At 72.8% G+C, this 19,895-nt stretch carries 14 protein-coding genes and 1 riboswitch; of the genes, 7 read left to right on the forward strand and 7 right to left on the reverse strand.

The window, feature by feature from the left end; all coding sequences use genetic code 11:
- Positions 1 to 17: 17 nt before the first annotated feature.
- The 4 genes from JK359_RS24880 to JK359_RS24895 all read right to left on the reverse strand — a co-directional run bounded on the left by JK359_RS24880 (position 18) and on the right by JK359_RS24895 (position 4,930).
- Positions 18 to 698 (reverse strand): response regulator, encoded by a 681-nt coding sequence (locus tag JK359_RS24880; RefSeq protein WP_201840018.1) that lies wholly within the window; start codon positions 696 to 698, stop codon positions 18 to 20.
- Entirely contained in the window at positions 698 to 2,392 is a 1,695-nt protein-coding gene (locus JK359_RS24885) for an ATP-binding protein (protein ID WP_201839865.1), read from the reverse strand. Before JK359_RS24885 ends, JK359_RS24880 begins: the two co-directional genes overlap by 1 nt.
- 280 nt (positions 2,393 to 2,672) lie before the next feature.
- Positions 2,673 to 3,614: a ferredoxin family protein gene (locus JK359_RS24890; RefSeq protein WP_201839867.1), complete on the reverse strand. Its 942-nt coding sequence runs from the start codon at positions 3,612 to 3,614 to the stop codon at positions 2,673 to 2,675.
- A gap of 53 nt (positions 3,615 to 3,667) precedes the next feature.
- Positions 3,668 to 4,930 (reverse strand): citrate synthase, encoded by a 1,263-nt coding sequence (locus tag JK359_RS24895; RefSeq protein ID WP_201839869.1) that lies wholly within the window; start codon positions 4,928 to 4,930, stop codon positions 3,668 to 3,670.
- Positions 4,931 to 5,042: 112 nt separating this feature from the next.
- Here JK359_RS24895 and JK359_RS24900 point away from each other — a divergent pair, with 112 nt between their 5' ends.
- A complete protein-coding gene (locus JK359_RS24900) occupies positions 5,043 to 6,209 on the forward strand; it encodes a citrate synthase/methylcitrate synthase (RefSeq protein WP_201839873.1) in 1,167 nt (388 codons plus the stop codon).
- A 56-nt stretch (positions 6,210 to 6,265) separates the two neighbouring features.
- Here the strand turns inward: JK359_RS24900 and JK359_RS24905 are convergent, their stop codons facing one another.
- A complete protein-coding gene (locus JK359_RS24905; RefSeq protein WP_201839876.1) occupies positions 6,266 to 6,913 on the reverse strand; it encodes a DUF6082 family protein in 648 nt (215 codons plus the stop codon).
- A 284-nt stretch (positions 6,914 to 7,197) separates the two neighbouring features.
- Between JK359_RS24905 and JK359_RS24910 the strand changes: the two genes are divergently transcribed.
- On the forward strand, positions 7,198 to 8,334 hold the full coding sequence (locus JK359_RS24910) for a CobW family GTP-binding protein (protein WP_201839884.1): 1,137 nt from the start codon (positions 7,198 to 7,200) through the stop codon (positions 8,332 to 8,334).
- A gap of 35 nt (positions 8,335 to 8,369) precedes the next feature.
- Here JK359_RS24910 and JK359_RS24915 read toward each other — a convergent pair whose 3' ends face one another.
- Positions 8,370 to 10,829, reverse strand: coding sequence for a DNA gyrase/topoisomerase IV subunit A (locus JK359_RS24915; protein WP_201839886.1), 2,460 nt, complete (start codon positions 10,827 to 10,829; stop codon positions 8,370 to 8,372).
- Between the two features lie 318 nt (positions 10,830 to 11,147).
- Here JK359_RS24915 and JK359_RS24920 point away from each other — a divergent pair, with 318 nt between their 5' ends.
- The 4 genes from JK359_RS24920 (at position 11,148) to JK359_RS24935 (ending at position 15,956) form a co-directional block, all read left to right on the forward strand.
- The gene (locus JK359_RS24920; RefSeq protein ID WP_201839889.1) at positions 11,148 to 12,542 is read left to right on the forward strand and encodes a M16 family metallopeptidase; all 1,395 of its coding nucleotides are present in this window, start codon (positions 11,148 to 11,150) and stop codon (positions 12,540 to 12,542) included.
- A complete protein-coding gene (locus tag JK359_RS24925; protein ID WP_201839890.1) occupies positions 12,539 to 13,927 on the forward strand; it encodes a M16 family metallopeptidase in 1,389 nt (462 codons plus the stop codon). The genes JK359_RS24920 and JK359_RS24925 overlap by 4 nt, the downstream gene beginning before the upstream one ends.
- 213 nt (positions 13,928 to 14,140) lie before the next feature.
- Positions 14,141 to 14,301: riboswitch (cyclic di-AMP (ydaO/yuaA leader) on the forward strand.
- Positions 14,302 to 14,314: 13 nt separating this feature from the next.
- A complete protein-coding gene (locus JK359_RS24930) occupies positions 14,315 to 15,070 on the forward strand; it encodes a M23 family metallopeptidase (protein WP_201839893.1) in 756 nt (251 codons plus the stop codon).
- Positions 15,071 to 15,269: 199 nt separating this feature from the next.
- The gene (locus JK359_RS24935; protein WP_201839895.1) at positions 15,270 to 15,956 is read left to right on the forward strand and encodes a GntR family transcriptional regulator; all 687 of its coding nucleotides are present in this window, start codon (positions 15,270 to 15,272) and stop codon (positions 15,954 to 15,956) included.
- Between the two features lie 430 nt (positions 15,957 to 16,386).
- Here the strand turns inward: JK359_RS24935 and JK359_RS24940 are convergent, their stop codons facing one another.
- Positions 16,387 to 16,668, reverse strand: coding sequence for an HPr family phosphocarrier protein (locus tag JK359_RS24940; protein WP_133919479.1), 282 nt, complete (start codon positions 16,666 to 16,668; stop codon positions 16,387 to 16,389).
- A gap of 179 nt (positions 16,669 to 16,847) precedes the next feature.
- On the opposite strand from JK359_RS24940, the gene JK359_RS24945 reads away from it, so the two are divergent.
- Positions 16,848 to 19,871, forward strand: a complete 3,024-nt coding sequence (locus JK359_RS24945) for a bifunctional acetate--CoA ligase family protein/GNAT family N-acetyltransferase (RefSeq protein WP_201839904.1) — start codon at positions 16,848 to 16,850, stop codon at positions 19,869 to 19,871.
- Positions 19,872 to 19,895 lie beyond the last annotated feature (24 nt).

Consider the following 19,895-nt stretch of genomic DNA (forward strand, 5'->3'; position numbering starts at 1 on the left):
CGCTGCATGATGCACGTTCAGACGCGGGCCGCCCACTCGTAACGGTGTTCCGGGCGGCCCGCGTCACCGTACTTCAGGGTCAGCCGGGCCCGTCCGGTCCGCTTCAGGAGCTTCAGATACCGCTGGGCGGTCTGCCGGCTCACTCCGGTCCGTTCCGCGATCTCCTGGGCGGACAGGGGGCCGTCGGCGTTCATCAGCGCCTGCCGCACCAGCTCGGCCGTCGTGGGGGAGTGCCCCTTGGGCAGGCCGGGCTCGGACGGGGCGGACAGGGCGCCGAAGATGCGGTCCACCTCCGCCTGCTCGGCCTCGCCGCCGCCGTCCAGGGTGCGCCGCAGCTCGGCGTAAGCCTCCAGCTTGGCTCGCAGGCCCGCGAAGGCGAACGGTTTCACCAGGTACTGCAGCGCCCCGTGCCGCATGGCCGCCTGAACGGTCGAGACGTCCCGGGCCGCCGTCACCATGATCACGTCGGTCTGGTGGCCGCGCCGGCGCATCTCCTGGACGACCGCCAGGCCCGTGTCGTCGGGCAGGTAGTGGTCCATCAGGACCAGATCGAGCTGCGGCAGGGACTCGACCTGGCGCAGGGCCTCGGCCGCGGTGTGCGCCTCGCCGGCCACACGGAACCCGGGCACCTTCTCCACGTAGGCGGCGTTGACCCGGGCCACCCGCGTGTCGTCGTCCACGACCAGCACCTCGATCATCACGCCTCCTCCTCGACACCGGCCGGGGCGTCCGCCGTCGCCTCGGCGGACTCCGCGGATCCGGTGAGCACCGGCTCCAGCGCCGGCTCGGTCAGCGCCTCCGGCAGCACCACCGTGAACTCCGCTCCGCCACCTGCCGCCGCGCTCACGGTCGCGCTCCCGCCCTGCCGTTCGGCGAGCCGGCGCACCAGAGAGAGCCCGATGCCCCGCTTGCCGTGCGCGGGCGGCTGCTTGGTGGACCAGCCCTCCGTGAAGATCAACTCGCGTTGCTCCGCCGGAACTCCGGGGCCCGTGTCGCGCACCCGGAGGACGACGGTACGGCCCTGCGTGCGCAACTCCGCCTCCACGCGCGCGTGCGGCGTGCCCGCGACGGCGTCGAGGGCGTTGTCCACGAGGTTGCCCACGATCGTGACCAGGCCCCGCGGATCGATCAGCCGGTCCGGCAGCCGGGTGCGCTCCGACACCCACAGCGCGACCCCGCGCTCGGCCGCCACGGTCGCCTTGCCGACCAGCAGCGCCGCCAGCAGCGGGTCCTGGATCTTCTCGGTGACCTGCTCGGCGGTGGCCCGGTGATCGCCGACCACCTCGCCCACGAACTCCACGGCGTCGTCGTACATCTCCAGTTCCAGCAGCCCGAGCAGGGTGTGCATACGGTTGGCGTGCTCGTGGTCCTGGGCGCGCAGGGCGTCGATCAGCCCGCGCGTGGAGTCGAGTTCCCGCCCGAGCTGCTCCAGTTCGGTGCGGTCGCGCAGGGTGGCCACGGCGCCGCCGTCGTCGGTGGGCATGCGGTTGGCGACCAGGACCCGCTGGCCGCGCACGGTGAGCAGGTCGGTGCCGGTCACCCTGCCGGTCAGCACGTCGGTCGTACGGCCCGCGCCGAGCGCCTCGTCCGGTGTCCGGCCCACAGCCTCGTCGCCGACGCCCAGCAGCCGCCGGGCCTCGTCGTTGAACAGCCGGATCCGGCCACCGCGGTCGAGTGCGACGACGCCCTCCCGGATGCCGTGCAGCATCGCCTCGCGCTCCGCGAGCAGCGCCGAGATGTCGGAGAACGCCAGGTCCCGGGTCTGCCGCTGGACCCGGCGCGAGATCAGCCAGGCGGCCAGCGCGCCCACCGCCAGCGCACCCCCGGCGTAGGCGAACAGCCCCGGGATCGCGCTGATCAGCCGTGCCCGCACGCTGTCGTAGGCGATCCCGACCGAGACGGCCCCGATGATGCGGTGGTCGGCGTCGTACAGCGGTACCTTGCCGCGCGCCGAGCGGCCCAGGGTGCCCTTGTCGATCTCCATGACCTGCTTGCCGGCCAGGGCGTCCCTGGGGTCGGTGGAGACGAACTCCCCGATCTGCGCGGGCGTGGGATGCGACCAGCGCACCCAGTGCCGGTCGAGCACCACGATGTACTCGGCGTGCGTGGCCTTCCGGATCCGCTCCGCCTCCTTCTGCACCGGGCCGTCGCTGCTCGGCGGGGTGGTCAGCACGCCCTCGGCGATCTGCGGGTCCTGGGCCGTGGTCTCGGCGATGGCCAGCGCACGGCGCATCGCCTCCTGGTCCAGCTGCTTGCTCAGCGGTGCGAGGAAGAGCCCGGTCGCGAGCACCGCGACGCCCGCGGCGATCGCCACCTGCATCAACAGCACCTGGGAGAACACCCGCCTGGGCATCCCGAGGCGCAGACGGCGTGCGGGGGGAGTGGGGCTCATACCCACGACGGTACGTGGGACGGCCCGGAGCACCCCAGCGGGTGTGGTGTGGATCCCTTGATCAATGCTTGACCAGTGATCAAGTACCGGCCTGCACGATCAAGCGCCGAACCCGTTGATCACGCGACAACCGGCGCGATCAACGGCCGGCCCCCTGATCAAGAACCGGCCTGCACGATCAACCACCGGTCCGCCCGGTCAAGCACCAACCCGCATGAGCAACGTCCGGCCCGTGTCATCAATGGCCGGCTCGCCTGATCCACCGCCGGCCCGTGCACGGCTAGCTCGCCAGAGCCGTCGGCCTCAGTTCGCGCACGTCCACCACGTCCATCCGCGCCGGCGCCCCGAGCACAGCGGCCCCGCAGCTCTCCGGGCGGGGCGGCAACGACGCCCCCTGCGCCACGGTGACCCGCCAGCGGCGGCCGTCGGCGTGGGCGACGGTGACCTCCCAGCGCGGGGCCGCGCCGGCGGTCCGTACGACGTTCAGCACACCCGCGCGGTACTCGCCCGCGGCCGACCGGACGGCCAGCTCGGCCGCCTGACCGGGCCGTTCCCACGCGGAGCAGCCACGGCACCCCTCGACGACCACACGCCCTTCCCGCACGCCGTGCAGGGCCTCCTTGACGGTGTGCGCCTCGGCGCGGCCGTAGGCGTATCCGTACGGCAGGACCAGCACCGTCGGCGCGAAGCGATGACCACCCAGATGGGTGACCTCCCAGACTCCGCGCACTCCCGACGCCTCCAGCTCCGCGGCGAGGGGACGGCCCAGGAGGGCGCAGCAGCGGTCGCGCTTGCCGTTGGTGCACACGAGCGCGAGCGGGTCCCCGGTGTGCGGCAGTCCGCCGAGAGCCGTGCCGAAGGAACGGTGGTCGCCCGCTCCGAGGGCGGCGAAGTCGAGGGCGAGGAGCCGCTCGGGGTCGCGGGTGGTGGCACCGTGCAGCCATACGTGCCCCGGAACGGTGTGGGCGGCGTACACCTGGCGGACCGGAGGCGTACCGGGGTCGGCGTGGCGCCCGGGACGCCGGATGAGCGCGATGCGCACGCCGGTTCCCTCGGCGGCGGCCTCGAGAGCGCGGCCGAGCGCACGGTCCAGGTGGCTCGCGGTGAGCGCCTTGGCGCCCCACGGCCCGGGCTGTTCCAGCAGCAGCCACGTCGTCGCGGTGGCCGCCGTGCCGGAAATCGGCTCGTCGAGGCTCCGGGAGACGGTCGCACACCTACTCACAGAGGTGAGCCTAACCTGACTCCTGGCGGCACGACTTCCGGCCCCGCCGTCGGCTAGTCCGGGAGGGGCTGCGGCGGGCGCACACCGACGTAGTGGCCACTGGGGCGCATGCGCAGCGGGCGCTCGCCGTACTCCTCCAGGGCATGCGCGATCCAGCCCGCCGTCCGCGCGACGGCGAAGATCGTCTCGCCGGCCGTGGCGGGCATCCCGCAGGAGGCGGTGAACACCGCCAGGGCCAGGTCGACGTTGGCGTGCAGCGGGGTGTGACGGGCGGTCGTGGCGACGATGTCACGGGCGGCCAGCAGCGCGGGCTCCGCGCGCGGGATCTGTTCCAGCAGGGCGAACAGCGCCCGCGCGCGGGGGTCCTCGCCCTGGTACAGCCGGTGCCCGAGTCCGGGGACGCGGCGGCCCGCGCGCAGCTCGTCGGCGATCACCGGGACCGCCGTGCCCTGGTCGAGCACGTCGAGGAGCATCCGGTGGGCCAGGCCGCTGGCGGCACCGTGCAACGGGCCCTCCAGGACGCCCAGGCCCGCCGAGACGGCCGCGTAGGCGTGCGCCCGGGCCGAAGCGGCGACCCGGACGGCGAGCGTGGAGGCGGCCAGGTCGTGGTCGGTGAGCAGGGCCAGCGCGGTGTCCAGGACGTGCAGGGAGGCCTCGTCGGCGGGGCGGCCGGTCAGCCGGCCCCACAGGCGGTGGGCGAGCGGGCCCTCGTCCTCGTGCTCGTGATCGCGCCGGGCCGGGGGCAGTGCGGCCACGAGGGTGGGGATGAGGGTCCGTGCCGTGTTCAGCACGGCCTCCTCGGCCAGGTCGAAGCGCAGCGGGTCCTCGGCCGCCGCGGCGACGGCCGCCACCCGCAGCCGGTCCACCGGGGAGGCGTGCTCGGACAGGGCGTCCACCGCGCGGCGGGCGACCTGGACGGTGGCCTCGGGCGCGGAGAAGGACACCCCGGGGGTCAGCCGGCCCGTCCACAGCCATTCCGCCACCTCCTCGTAGGAGTGGCGGCCGGCCAGCTCGACGGCGTCCACGCCCCGGAAGAAGTACCGGTCCTGCTCGATCAGCGTGATCCGCGTGCGGACCGACAGGTCGCCCCCGGAGCCCGGCGTCCCGGCCGCCTCGCGCCGGTTGCGGCGCGCGAGGGCCTCCACCTCCTTCGCCTCGAAGGTGCTGGCCCGGCCTCCGGAGTCGCGGCGGCTGCTGAGCAGGCCGCGGCTCACGTACGCGTAGACCGTCTCGGGCTTCACGCCGAGCAGTTCGGCGGTCTCCTTGGTGGTCAGCCGGCGCCCGGGCCGGTGGGGAGCGGGTTCGTGATCGCGCATGGGGTCACCGTAGCCGCCTCTGCACATGTTGATGAGGATGAATTGATTCAATCAATATTGACACAGGGTTAGTCAAGCATGGACAGTCGAATCAAGTCCAGGGAGGAGAACCATGGCCATCAACACGACCGCATCCCCGCTCATCGACGCCCCGCGCGGACTCGCCGGCGTCGTCGTCGCCGAGACCGAGATCGGTGACGTCCGGGGGAGCGAAGGCTTCTACCACTACCGCCGGTACCCGGCCGTCGACCTCGCCCGCACCCGCAGCTTCGAAGACGTCTGGCACCTCCTGGTCCACGGCGAACTCCCGGACGCCGAGCGCAGCGCCCGCTTCACCGCACAGACCGCGGCCCTGCGACGCCTCCCCGCCGGCGTGCGATCGGCGCTTCCGGCGATCGCCGCGGCCGGCCGCGGCTCCGGCCCGCTCGCCGGGCTGCGCACGGGACTCTCGCTGCTGGGTGCCGCCCAGGGCTTCCGGCCGGTCTACGACATGGATGCCGAGAGCCGGCGCGCCGACACCGTGGCCGCCTGCGCGGCCGTCCCCACCCTGCTCACCGCGCTGTACCGGCTCGGCCACGGCCTCGAACCGGTCGAGCCGCGCGAGGACCTCTCGTACGCGGCCAACTACTTGTACATGTTGACCGGTTCGGAACCCGACCCGCGCCGGGTCCGTGCCGTCGAGCAATACCTCATCTCAACCATTGATCATGGATTCAATGCGTCAACCTTCACCGCGCGCGTCATCGCGTCCACCGGCGCCGACATAGCGGCCTGCCTGACCGGCGCCGTCGGCGCACTGTCCGGGCCGCTCCACGGAGGTGCGCCCAGCCGGGCCCTGGACACACTGGACGCGATCGGCACGCCCGACCGGATCGACACCTGGATCCGGGAGCGGGTGCTGGCCGGTGACCGCATCATGGGCTTTGGGCACGCCGTCTACCGCACGGAGGACCCGCGCTCGCGGATGCTGCGGGAGACAGCCCTCGGTTTCGGCGGACCGCGGGTGCACTTCGCAGTGGAGGTGGAGCGCCGGGTGGAGGCGATCCTCGCCGAGCTGAAGCCCGGCCGGGAACTCCACACGAACGTCGAGTTCTACGCCGGCGTGGTCATGGAACTCTGCGGCCTGCCGCGGGAGATGTTCACCCCCACCTTCGCCGCGGCGCGGGTGGTGGGGTGGAGCGCCAACATCCTGGAGCAGGCCGCCGACCCCAAGATCATCCGACCCGTGGCCCGGTATGTCGGCCCGGAGCCGGAGAGGGCTGCCGCGGCCACCGGGTGACCCCGTGCGGCTGTTCACCGGGTCCCGCCGCGGTGGCGTGGCCCCGCTCGCGGCGGTCAGTCCCCGGGCGGGCGGAAGTACTCCGCCGCGGGGACGGCCGGGCCGGCGGCGACGGCCGTCCGGTACGCGTCCTCGGCGAGGGCCAGGAAGCGCCGCTCGTGCCGGTCGCCGCTCCGGGCGAAGTACCGGTGCCAGGAAGGCCCGCTGTTGTGCCAGTAGGCGCGGCCGATCTCGCCGCGGAAGTAGTCCTCGAGGACCGCCCGCAGCAGGTGGTCGTCCATGAGGCCGAGCTTGTAGTCGGTGCTCCACATGCTGACGATCAGGTTGGCGACCAGAAGCTGTTTCCACCTCTCCTGCGTCATGGGCGTGTTGGGCGGCTCCCAGCACACCTGGTACGCGGGGTCACTGAGGGTGAGGAGCACCAGTTCGCGGTGGGCCGACCGATGGGCCTCCCCGTTCTGGATACGCGTCTGGCGCGCTTGATAGGCGAGCGAAAGAGCCACACCGGCCAGTGCCGCCGCGGAGATGAAGACGGACACGGCGCCGTAGGTCTGGCTCACCGCACTGAGCCGTTCCCAGTCCGTGCCCTCAGGGGCGAGGGAACTCAGAGCGAACGGTGTCGCCAGGATGACGCCGAGCGAGGTGAGGACGACGATGCTCCAGACGGCCCCTCGTCGTGTCACGGCACGGCGGTCGTCGGACATGAACTCCCCCCGGTCCACGGCTCCTTGTGACCCAGGGAGCCATTCTCGCCGGAGGCCGGAGCACGTCACAACCCGCGCGCGGGCACCTCGGCGGCCGGGAACGACGCCGGGCCGCTCGCCTCGGCGGTCTGCCCCGGGGCTGCCCCGTGAGCCGTGCGCGCCGATCGGCCCCTTCGGCCGTCCTTCCTCCCGCTCGTATCCTGGAACACCGGTCCGTGCTCGCCCGCGCGCCGGGACGTGAGCCAATCAGAGCCGGTGTGAGCCGGTGTGACCGGTGTGCGCCGATGTGTCAGAGAGGTCGCCCGTTGGGGAACAGCATCAGCTTGGGGTACCGCGGCGGTCCGCAGCAGGTTCCGGTCGTCGTGCTCGCCGGATTCCTGGGCTCCGGGAAGACCACGCTCCTCAACCACCTGCTGCACCGCAGCGGAGGCAGCCGGATCGGGGCCGTCGTCAACGACTTCGGGGCCATCGAGATCGACGCGATGGCCGTCGCAGGCGCCCTCGGCGACTCGACCGTCTCGCTCGGCAACGGCTGCCTGTGCTGCGCCGTCGACGCGAGCGAACTCGACCTCTACCTGGACCGGCTCGCCGCGCCCGCCGCCGGCATCGACGTGATCGTCATCGAGGCGAGCGGTCTGGCCGAGCCGCAGGAACTCGTCCGGATGGTGCTGGCCAGCGAGCATCCGAGGGTGGTCTACGGCGGTCTGGTCGAGGTGGTCGACGCCGCCGAGTTCGACGACACGCGCGCGCGGCACCCCGAGATCGACCGGCACCTCGCCCTCACCGATCTGGTCGTGGTCAACAAGCTCGACCGCGCCGACGACCCCGGCCGGATCCTGGGGCTCGTCCGTACGCTCACCGACCGGGCCGCCGTCGTACCCGCCACCTACGGCCGCATCGACCCCGAGTTCCTCTTCGACTGCAGGCCGAGCGAGGAGCGCATCGGGCAGCTCTCCTTCGACGACCTGCACGAACCCGGCGAGACCGACGGCGAACCCGACGGCGAGTGCGGCGCGCACGTCCATGCCGGACATCTGCACACCGGGTACGACAGCCTGTCCTTCACCTCCGGCGTGCCCCTGGAACCCCGCCGGCTCATGCGGTTCCTGGACAGCCGCCCCGAGGGCCTGTACCGGATCAAGGGATACGTCGACTTCGGGCCCTGCGACCCGCTCAACCGGTACGCCGTGCACGCCGTCGGCCGGTTCCTGCGTTTCTACCCCGAGCCCTGGCCGGCCGGCGAGGACCGTCGCACCCAGCTGGTGCTGATCGGCTCCGGCATCGGCACCGACGGCCTCGGCAAGGAGCTGGAGGCGTGCAAGAACGACGCCCCACACGCCGACGAGCACGGCATGTGGGGCGTCCTGCGCTACGTACAGGGTTCCGAGGAGGAGCCGGACGCAGAGGCGTACGACCGCTAGAACCGGACGCAGAGGCCTACGACCTCCAGGAAGGCCTAGAACACCGGTCCCGCCACCACCGACACCGTCTTCGGCAGCGAGGTGCCCGAACCGTCCCGGCGCGGGTCCGGCTCCGGCAGCTCCGCCGGGGTGCCGGTCTTCTGCGCCGCGCGTGCCGGGGTCGGGCCCGCCCAGGCCACCGACAGACAGTCCTCGCCCTTCAGGAACCGCTGGCAGCGCACGCCGCCCGTGGCCCGGCCCTTGCGCGGATACTGGTCGAACGGGGTCAGCTTGGCCGTCGTCTGCACCGAGTCGTCCAGCGTGCCCCGGGAGCCGGCGACCGTGAACACCACCGCGTCGACGGCCGGGTCGACCGCCGTGAAGGAGATCACCTTCGCGCCCTCGGTGAGCTTGATGCCCGCCATACCGCCGGCCGGGCGGCCCTGCGGACGCACGATGGACGCCTGGAAGCGCAGCAGCTGGGCGTCGTCCGTGATGAAGACCAGGTCCTCCTCGCCGGTACGCAGTTCCACCGCGCCGACGATCCGGTCGCCCTCCTTGAGCGTGACGACCTCCAACTCGTCCTTGTTGGACGGATAGTCGGGCACCACACGCTTGACGACACCCTGCTCGGTGCCGAGCGCGAGGCCCGGCGACGACTCGTCCAGCGTGGTCAGGCAGACCAGCGTCTCGTCGTCCTCCAGGCTGACGAACTCCGCCAGCGGAGCCCCTCCGGAGAGATTCGGTGCGGCCGCCGTCTCGGGCAGCTGCGGCAGGTCCACCACGTTGATCCGCAGCAGCCGGCCCGCCGAGGTCACCGCGCCGATCACCCCGCGCGCGGTCGCCGGCACCGCCGAGACGATCACGTCGTGCTTGACGCGCTTGGCGCCCGCCCCCTCCGGGAACGGCTCGTCGCTCGCCGTGCGGGCCAGCAGCCCCGTCGAGGAGAGCAGCACCCGGCACGGGTCGTCGGCCACCTGCAGCGGCACGGCGGCCACCGTGGCGCCCGCGGACTCCAGCAGGACCGTGCGCCGGTCGGTGCCGAACTTCTTGGCCACGGCGGCCAGTTCCGCCGACACCAGCTTGCGCAGCTCCGCGTCCGAGTCCAGGATCCGGGTCAGCTCCTCGATCTCCGCGGTGAGCTTGTCCTTCTCCGCCTCCAGCTCGATCCGGTCGTACTTGGTGAGCCGGCGCAGCGGCGTGTCGAGGATGTACTGCGTCTGCACCTCGCTCAGCGAGAAGCGCCCCATCAGGCGCTCCTTGGCCTGCGCGGAGTTCTCGCTGGACCGGATCAGCCGGATGACCTCGTCGATGTCGACCAGCGCGGTCAGCAGGCCCTCGACCAGGTGCAGCCGGTCGCGCTTCTTGGTGCGGCGGAACTCGCTGCGGCGCCGGACCACGTCGAAGCGGTGGTCGAGGTAGACCTCCAGCAGTTCCTTCAGGCCCAGGGTGAGCGGCTGGCCGTCGACCAGGGCGACGTTGTTGATGCCGAAGGACTCCTCCATGGGGGTCAGCTTGTACAGCTGCTCCAGGATCGCCTCGGGCACGAAGCCGTTCTTGATCTCGATGACCAGGCGCAGGCCGTGCTCGCGGTCGGTGAGGTCCTTGACGTCGGCGATGCCCTGGACCTTCTTCGCGTTGACCAGGTCCTTGATCTTCGCGATGACCTTCTCGGGACCGACCGTGAACGGCAGCTCGGTGACCACCAGGCCCTTGCGGCGGGCGGTGACGGTCTCGATCGCGACGGTGGCACGCATCTTGAAGGTGCCGCGGCCCGTCGCGTACGCGTCCCGGATGCCGTCCAGGCCGACGATCCGGCCGCCCGTGGGCAGGTCCGGGCCGGGGACGTGCTTCATCAGCGCGTCCAGGTCGGCGTTCGGGTACCGGATCAGGTGGCGGGCGGCGGCGATGACCTCCCGCAGGTTGTGCGGCGGCATGTTCGTCGCCATGCCGACCGCGATGCCCGAGGAGCCGTTGACCAGCAGGTTCGGGAAGGCGGCCGGCAGCGCCACCGGCTCCCGCTCCTGACCGTCGTAGTTCGGCGTGAAATCGACCGTGTCCTCGTCGATCGACTCGGTCATCAGGCTCGTCGCCTCGGCCTGGCGGCACTCGGTGTACCGCATGGCGGCCGGCGGGTCGTCGTTGCCCAGCGAGCCGAAGTTGCCGTGGCCGTCGACCAGCGGCACGCGCATGGAGAACGGCTGCGCCATGCGCACCAGGGCGTCGTAGATGGACGCGTCGCCGTGCGGGTGCAGCTTGCCCATGACCTCGCCGACGACACGCGCGCACTTCACGTAACCGCGTTCGGGGCGCAGGCCCATCTCGTTCATCTGGTAGACGATCCGGCGGTGCACCGGCTTGAGGCCGTCGCGGGCGTCCGGCAGGGCGCGCGAGTAGATGACCGAGTACGCGTACTCGAGGTAGGAGCCACGCATCTCGTCCACGACGTCGATGTCGAGGATCCTCTCCTCGAACGAATCGTCGGGCGGCGGGGTCTTCGTGCTGCGGCGGGCCATCGCTGCCGGCTCCTCCTGATCTGGTCGCTCACCGCGGGGGCGCGCACCCTCCGGCTCGCTCTTGCTGAAGCGATTGACTGATCTGACGCGGACCATTGTGGACCGGGGCACTGACAGCCCCGGCCACGACCCGGCCTCCGGCGGCCCGGCCGGTACCCGGCGGCCGCCCCGAGACGGGTCGGACGCAGGCTACGCGATCCGCTGTGGGCGTACGTCCCGCGGGAACTTCGACGAGGCCTCGCACGCTTTGCATACAGTGGCAGGAACGGCAGGAAAACCGCGGTTTCGACGACCGCCTCCGCTCGCGAAGGGACGTACATGCCCATGGGTCACACGACCACAGCCGAGGCAGGCTCCGGGGGCCTGACAGCGACCGAGCACCGCCTGGCCAACGGTCTGCGCGTGGTGCTCTCCGAGGACCACCTGACCCCGGTGGCGGCGGTCTGCCTCTGGTACGACGTCGGTTCCCGGCACGAAGTCAAGGGGCGTACCGGGCTGGCTCACCTTTTCGAGCACTTGATGTTCCAGGGGTCGGGTCAGGTCAAGGGCAACGGCCACTTCGAACTGGTGCAGGGCGCCGGCGGCTCGCTCAACGGCACCACCAGCTTCGAGCGCACCAACTACTTCGAGACCATGCCCGCGCACCAGCTGGAGCTGGCCCTCTGGCTGGAGGCCGACCGCATGGGCTCCCTGCTGGCCGCCCTGGACGACGAGTCCATGGAGAACCAGCGGGACGTCGTCAAGAACGAGCGCCGCCAGCGCTACGACAACGTGCCCTACGGCACCGCCTTCGAGAAGCTGACCGCCCTCTCGTACCCGGAGGGCCACCCCTACCACCACACGCCGATCGGCTCGATGGCGGACCTGGACGCGGCCACCCTGGAGGACGCCCGCCAGTTCTTCCGCACCTACTACGCGCCGAACAACGCGGTGCTCTCCGTGGTCGGCGACATCGACCCGCAGCAGACCCTCGCCTGGATCGAGAAGTACTTCGGCTCCATCCCGTCCCACGACGGCAAGCCCGAGCCCCGCGACGGCTCCCTGCCGCAGACCATCGGCGAGCAGCTGCGCGAGGTCGTCGTGGAGGAGGTCCCGGCACGTGCCCTGATGGCTGCCTACCGGCTCCCGCACGACGGCACGCGCGAGGCGGACGCGGCCGATCTCGCCCTGACCGTCCTCGGCGGAGGCGAGTCCTCCCGGCTGTACAACCGGCTGGTGCGCCGCGACCGTACGGCCGTCGCGGCCGGCTTCGGCCTGCTGCGCCTGGCCGGCGCGCCCTCGATGGGCTGGCTGGACGTGAAGACCTCCGGCGACGTCGAGGTGCCCGTCATCGAGGCCGCCATCGACGAGGAGCTGGCCCGGTTCGCCGCGGAGGGCCCCACGCCCGAGGAGATGGAGCGCGCCCAGGCGCAGCTGGAGCGCGAGTGGCTGGACCGGCTCGGCACGGTCGCCGGCCGCGCCGACGAACTCTGCCGGTACGCCGTCCTGTTCGGCGACCCGCAGCTCGCCCTCACCGCCGTCAAGCGCGTCCTGGAGGTGACCCCCGCGGAGGTCCAGGAGGTCGCCAAGGCCCGCCTGCGGCCCGACAACCGCGCGGTCCTCGTCTACGAGCCGAAGTCCCCGCAGGACGTCGAGGACGCGGACGTGCCCGAGGACCCGGAGCAGGAAGCGACCGTAGAGGCCGGCAACGAGAACGAGGAGACGGCCAAGTGACCCAGCTCGCCACCATGGACTTCCACCCCCAGCCGCGGCCCGGCGAGGCCAAGCCCTGGGCGTTCCCCGCCCCCGAGCGCGGCACGCTCGACAACGGTCTGACCGTGCTGCGCTGCCACCGCCCCGGCCAGCAGGTCGTCGCCGTGGAGGTGCTGCTGGACGCGCCGCTGGACGCCGAGCCGGCCGGCCTGGACGGCGTCGCCACGATCATGGCGCGGGCCTTCTCGGAGGGCACCGACCGGCACTCGGCCGAGGAGTACGCCGCCGAGCTGGAGCGCGCGGGCGCCACGCTCGACGCGCACGCCGACCACCCCGGAGTCCGGATCAGCCTGGAGGTCCCGGCCTCCCGCCTGGCCAAGGGCCTCGGCCTGCTCGCCGACGCCCTGCGGGCCCCCGCCTTCGCCGAGAGCGAGGTCGAGCGGCTGGTCCGCAACCGCCTCGACGAGATCCCGCACGAGCTGGCCAACCCCTCCCGCCGCGCCGGCAAGGAACTCTCCAAGGAGCTGTTCCCGGCGACCTCGCGCATGTCCCGCCCGCGCCAGGGCACCGAGGAGACGGTCGAGAAGATCGACGCCGCGGCCGTGCGCGCCTTCTACGACCGTCATGTGCGGCCCGCCACGGCCACCCTGGTCGTGGTCGGAGACCTGACCGGCACCGACCTGGACGCGCTGCTCGGTGACACGCTGGGCGCCTGGACCGGCACCCCGGGCGAGCCCCGGCCCGTGCCGCCGGTGACGGCGGACGACACCGGACGCGTGGTCATCGTGGACCGGCCCGGTGCCGTCCAGACACAGCTGCTCATCGGCCGGATCGGCGCCGACCGGCACGACCGGGTGTGGCCCGCGCAGGTGCTCGGCACGTACTGCCTCGGCGGCACCCTCACCTCCCGCCTGGACCGGGTCCTGCGCGAGGAGAAGGGCTACACCTACGGCGTGCGCGCCTTCGGGCAGGTCCTCCGCTCGGCGCCGGACGGCACCGGCGCGGCGATGCTCGCCATCAGCGGCTCCGTGGACACGCCGAACACCGGTCCCGCGCTGGAGGACCTGTGGAAGGTGCTGCGCACCCTCGCGGCGGAGGGCCTGACCGACGCCGAGCGGGACGTCGCCGTGCAGAACCTCGTCGGTGTGGCGCCGCTGAAGTACGAGACCGCGGCGGCCGTCGCGGGCACGCTGGCCGACCAGGTCGAGCAGCACCTGCCCGACGACTTCCAGGCGACGCTGTACCGGCAGCTGGCCGCCACGGGCACGGTGGAGGCCACCGCGGCCGCGGTGAACGCCTTCCCGGTGGACCGCCTGGTGACCGTCCTCGTCGGCGACGCGTCCGCGATCAAGGCGCCGGTCGAGGCGCTGGGCATCGGCGAAGTCACCGTCGTCGCCGCGGAGTAGCGGCACACGCGCGCGTGGGGCCCTGACGACCTACGGGTCGTCAGGGCCCCACGCGGTTCCACTCGCCTTTCCAGATGCCCGTTTTGAGGCGGAGGTTGCCTGTCTGCCCTGTGGGATGCGCTACAAAACAGCGGATCCGTTTGAGGATTGAAAGCAGGCTTCCGTAGCGTCGTCGGGGCTGTTCGTCAGGCAGTGCGCCGCACCCGCGGCACCGGACAGTCATCGCCGAGTCCCCGTACGGCGCGAGCCAGGGGAGCCGGGGACCCATCGTCCCTGGGGTGAATCGGGCGCCCGCGCGCGAGCGAAGGGGGCCCGTAGGAGACCTTCCTGCTCCGAACCCGTCAGCTAACCCGGTAGGCGAGAAGGAAGGAAAGGACCAGCCACTTCATGGCGTTCATGTGCGCCACCGGGAAGCACCGCAAGCCCGGCCGGGTCAAGCGCACCACCGCTCAGGCGGCCGGTATCGCGGCCCTCACGACCACCGGTGTCGTCGGCACCCTCGCCGCCTCCCCGGCGCTCGCCGCCGAGAGCCCCGCGGAGCAGACCGGCCTCACTCCGGTCCTCACCGTGAGCGACGACGTCGCCGACCGCATCGACGCGCAGGCCGCCGCCCAGCAGCAGGCCGCCGACCAGAAGGCGGCCGAGGAGGCCGCGGCGAAGGCGGCCGCCAAGCGGGCCCAGGAGATGCGCGAGGCCAAGGCCCGTGCCGCCCGTGAGGCCGAGCGCAAGCGGCTGAACGCCTTCACCGCGCCCATCGCGCACTCCTACGTCTCCACGGCCTACCAGGCCAGCAGCTCCCTGTGGTCCTCCGGCTCGCACACCGGCATCGACTTCCACGCGGCCAGCGGCACGACCGTCCACGCGGTCGGCTCCGGCACGGTCGTCTCCGCCGGCTGGGGCGGCGCCTACGGCAACCAGGTCGTGATCCGCATGGCCGACGGCATGTACACCCAGTACGGCCACCTGTCGTCCATCGGGGTCACGGTGGGCCAGAAGGTCCTCCCGGGCCAGCAGATCGGCCTGTCCGGCGCGACCGGCAACGTCACCGGCCCGCATCTCCACTTCGAGGCCCGTACGACCCCCGAGTACGGTTCCGACGTCGACCCCCTGGCCTACCTCCGCAAGCACGGCGTGCAGATCTGACGCCCAGCGCGGTCGTCCGAAGCCCCGGCTCACACCGAGCCGGGGCTTTCGTGTTCTGCGTGGTGTTGCGCCGGGAGTGCTGTCCAAAAACATATCCATGAATCAGGGGCTGCCGTCGGAAATTCCGGCTCATTGCAATAGAGTCACGGAACACGCGTCCATCGTCGACGTTTCACGGGGATTAAGGCGGAGGTCGGTCATGCGTATTCCGGCGCACTCGGTGTGCACGGCGATCCGGGACGACATCGTCGCCGGTGTCCACGCGCGCGGGGGCCGGCTCACCGAGGAGGTCCTGGCCCGTCGCTACGGCGTCTCGCGCGTCCCCGTCCGCGAGGCCCTGCGCACCCTGGAGGCCGAGGGCTTCGTGGTGACGCGCCGGCACGCGGGCGCGTGCGTGGCCGAACCGACCGAGCAGGAGGCCGCCGACCTGCTGGAGATGCGGATGCTGCTGGAGCCGCTGGGGGCCGCCCGGGCGGCCCAGCGGCGCACCGAGGCCCATCTGAAGGTGCTGCGCGGCCTGGTCCGGCTGGGTCAGGAGCGGGCCCGGAGGGGGCAGAGCGAGGACCTGCGCTCGCTGGGCGGCTGGTTCCACGAGACGCTCGCGCAGGCCTCCGGAAGCTCCTCGCTGACCTCGGTGCTCACCCAGCTGCGGTACAAGATCGCCTGGATGTACGCGGTGGAGGCGTCGCCGAGCCCGGTCGAGTCGTGGGTGGAGCACGGGGCGATCGTGGACGCGGTGGCGCGCGGGGACGGCGACCGCGCGCGGGCGCTCACGGCGCTGCACGCCGAGCGCGCGGCGGGCGCGCACCGGCTTCGGTTCGGCGGCGCCCCGGAACGTGTGAGGACTTCGCAACACGCCGTCAACATGTCGGGCCCGCGGCATTAACACGGACACCGTATACAAAGAAGAGGTATTCGGCGGGGCTGTGTTCCGTGCCGCCCCGCATTCCGTCGCGGCCGGAATTCCCGCGGTGTGGCCGGCATATCCGCGCGAGAAAGCGCGGAATTCCTCGGGCGTGCAAAGGTCGAGCGTGCAAAGGTCGAGCGCGCGAAGGCCGGGCATGTAAACGCCGGGCATGTGAACGCCGGGCGTGTGAACAGCGAGCGTGCGAACAGCGACCCCGCGAACGGTCAGTGCGCAGGACGCCGAGCGTTTGCGAGGCCGAACGGATGCCGCGGAAACGGCGTACCCCGACGCGGCGTACCCCGACGCGGCGTACCCCGACGCGGCGTACCCCGACGCGGCGAACCCCGAAACGCCGCAGCCGCGTCCGCCCGGGGGCGGACGCGGCTCCGGCGCTCTGTGCGGTGGGCGTTCAGACGGTCTCGGGCAGCTCTTCCAGGCCCTCGGCGACCAGCTTGGCCAGCCGGTCGAGGGCGGCGTCCGCGCCCTCGGCGTCCGAGGCGAGGACGATCTCCTCGCCGCCCTGGGCGCCCAGGCCCAGGACGGCCAGCATGGAGGCCGCGTTGACGGGGTTGCCCCCGGCCTTGGCGATCGTCACCGGGACGCCTGTGGCCGTGGCGGCTCGGACGAAGATGGAGGCGGGGCGGGCGTGGAGGCCCTCGGCCCAGCCGACGTTGACGCGGCGCTCAGCCATGTGTTGCTGCCCTTCGGTGTTCAGGGTTGTCTAGACCAGTTTCCCACATTGTGAAGCGTGCCCCGGAGCGGCCCTCCGTCCCCTCCGGTGCGGCGGCGGACCGCGGCCTCGGTCCGGCTCTCCGGTCCTCCACAGACTGCCTCGCGCCGTTGTCGTACGCGAGCCGTACTCTGGGGCCCATGCAGACCTCGGCGGACCGGCAGGACCGGCACGAGTACCCCGCCCACTGGGAGGCGGACGTGGTGCTGCGCGACGGGGGCACCGCGCGCATCCGGCCCATCACCGTCGATGACGCCGAGCGCCTGGTCAGCTTCTACGAGCAGGTCTCCGACGAGTCGAAGTACTACCGCTTCTTCGCGCCGTACCCCCGGCTCTCCGCCAAGGACGTCCACCGCTTCACGCACCACGACTTCGTGGACCGGGTGGGACTCGCGGCCACCGTCGGCGGCGAGTTCATCGCCACCGTACGCTACGACCGCATCGGCACCGACGGCATGCCCGCCTCGGCCCCCGCCGACGAGGCCGAGGTCGCCTTCCTGGTGCAGGACGCCCACCAGGGCCGCGGGGTCGCCTCCGCCCTGCTGGAGCACGTCGCGGCCGTCGCGCGCGAGCGGGGCATCCGCCGTTTCGCCGCCGAGGTGCTGCCCGCCAACACCAAGATGATCAAGGTGTTCACGGACGCCGGCTACACGCAGAAGCGCAGCTTCGAGGACGGGGTCGTGCGCCTGGAGTTCGACCTCGAGCCCACCGACCGCTCCGTCGCCGTGCAGCGCGCGCGGGAGCAGCGCGCCGAGGCCCGCTCGGTACGGCGGCTCCTCGCGCCCGGCTCCGTGGCGGTCATCGGCGTCGGCCGCGCCCCCGGCGGGGTGGGCCGCAGTGTCCTGGGCAACCTCCGCGAGGCCGGCTACCCGGGCCGGCTGTACGCCGTGAACAAGGCCTTCCCCGAGGACCTCACGGAGGTCGACGGGGTGCCCGCGTACCGCTCGGTGCGGGACATCGACGGGCATGTGGACCTCGCCGTCGTCGCCGTACCGGCCGGGCAGGCGCCCGCCGTGGTCACCGAGTGCGGCGAGCACGGCGTCCAGGGGCTTGTCGTGCTCTCCGCCGGATACGCCGAGAGCGGGCCCGAGGGGCGCGAGCGGCAGCGGGCCCTGGTGCAGCACGCGCGCGCGTACGGCATGCGGATCATCGGCCCGAACGCCTTCGGCGTCATCAACACCGCCCCGGACGTCCGGCTGAACGCCTCGCTCGCCCCCGAGCTGCCCCGGCCGGGCCGCATCGGGATGTTCGCCCAGTCCGGCGCCATCGGCATCGCCCTGCTGTCCCGGCTGCACCGGCGCGGGGGCGGGGTCACCGGGGTCACCGGCGTGTCCACCTTCGTCTCCGCCGGCAACCGCGCGGACGTCTCGGGCAACGACGTCCTGCAGTACTGGTACGACGACCCCGAGACCGACGTCGTCCTCATGTACCTGGAGTCCATCGGCAACCCCCGCAAGTTCACCCGGCTCGCCCGGCGGACGGCGGCGGCGAAGCCGCTGGTCGTCGTGCAGGGGACCGGGGCGGCGCCGCCGGGCCACGCGGTGCGCGCCACGCGGCTGCCGCACGAGACCGTCTCCGCGCTGCTCCGGCAGGCCGGGGTGATCCGGGTCGACACGATCACCGAGCTGGTCGACGCGGGGCTGCTGCTCGCCCGCCAGCCGCTGCCCGCCGGGCCGCGCGTGGCGATCCTCGGCAACTCCGAGTCGCTGGGCGTGCTGACGTACGACCGGTGCCTCGCCGAGGGACTGCGGCCGGACCGGCCGCTGGACCTGACGACAGCGGCGACGGCGGACGACTTCCACCGGGCGCTGGCGCGGGCCCTGGCGGACGACACGTGCGACGCGGTCGTGGTCACCGCGATCCCGGCGATCGGGGAGGGTTCGCCGGGGGACGCGGAGCTGGCCCAGGCGTTGCGGTCGGCGGCGGCTGCCGTGCCGGGCAAGCCGGTGCTCGTGGTGCACGTGGAGCTCGGGGGGCTCGCCGAGGCGCTGTCGGCCGCGGCGAGTACGGCACCGCAGGCCCTCGGCAAGGCACCCGGCACCGCGGACGACGCCCGCCCCGTCCAGCCCCCGGCCTCGCCCGCACGGAAGGACCTCGGGCACCCGGAGCAACGACCGCCCACCGCGCCGCCTCACCCGGCACCGCCCACCGCACGGCCTTGTCCGGCACCCGCGCCGCCCGCCCCGCCGCCTCACCCGGCACCGCCCACCGCACGGCCTTGTCCGGCACCCGCGCCGCCCCTTCCGCCGGCGCCACCCGGTCCGGCGCCGGCTGCCGACGAGCCGGCCCTGCCCGAAGGCACCCGCCTCATCCCCGCCTATCCCGCCGCCGAGCGGGCCGTACGGGCCCTCGCCGAAGCCGTCAGGTACGCGCAGTGGCGGCGGGAGGCCGCCGACCCCGGGAAGGTGCCGGAGTACGAAGACATCGACGAGAAGGGGGCCGCCCGGCTCATCGAGGGGCTGCTGGAGCGCGAGGAGGGACTCACGATCTCCGACGCGGAGACCTGCGAACTGCTCGGCCGGTACGGCATCGCGGTGCGCCGCGCCCTGCCCGCGCCCACCCCGGACGACGCCGCCGAGGCCGCCCACGCCCTCGGCTACCCGGTCGCCCTCAAGGCCACCGCCCCGCACCTCAGGCACCGCGCCGACCTGGGCGGCGTACGCCTGGACCTCGCGGACGAGGAGCAACTGCGCAGGGCGTACGCCGAGTTGACCGAGCTGTTCGGAAAGCCGGAGGAGCTGCGCCCGGTGGTGCAGGGGATGGCCCCGCGCGGAGTCGACACCGTCGTGCGCGCCGTGATCGACCCGGCCGCGGGTGCCGTGCTGTCCTTCGGGCTCGCCGGAGCCGCGTCGCAGCTGCTCGGGGACATGTCCCACCGGCTGGTCCCCGTCACCGACCGGGAGGCGACCTCGCTCGTGCGGTCGATCCGCACGGCACCGCTGCTGTTCGGCTGGCGCGGCTCCACGCCCGTCGACACCCCCGCGCTGGAGGAGTTGCTGCTGCGGGTGTCCCGGCTGGTGGACGACCACCCGGAAGTGGTCGCGGTCACTCTGGAGCCGGTCGTCGTCGCCCCGCACGGCGTGAGCGTCCTCGGCGCCACCGTACGCCTCGCACCGCCGCCGGCCCGCGACGACCTCGGCCCCCGCACGCTGCCGGCCTACTGAGCGGCTGGACACCCGCCCCGGACC

Origin of the sequence: Streptomyces actinomycinicus (genome assembly GCF_016741775.1) — a bacterium.
GTDB classification, from domain to species: Bacteria; Actinomycetota; Actinomycetes; order Streptomycetales; family Streptomycetaceae; genus Streptomyces; species Streptomyces actinomycinicus.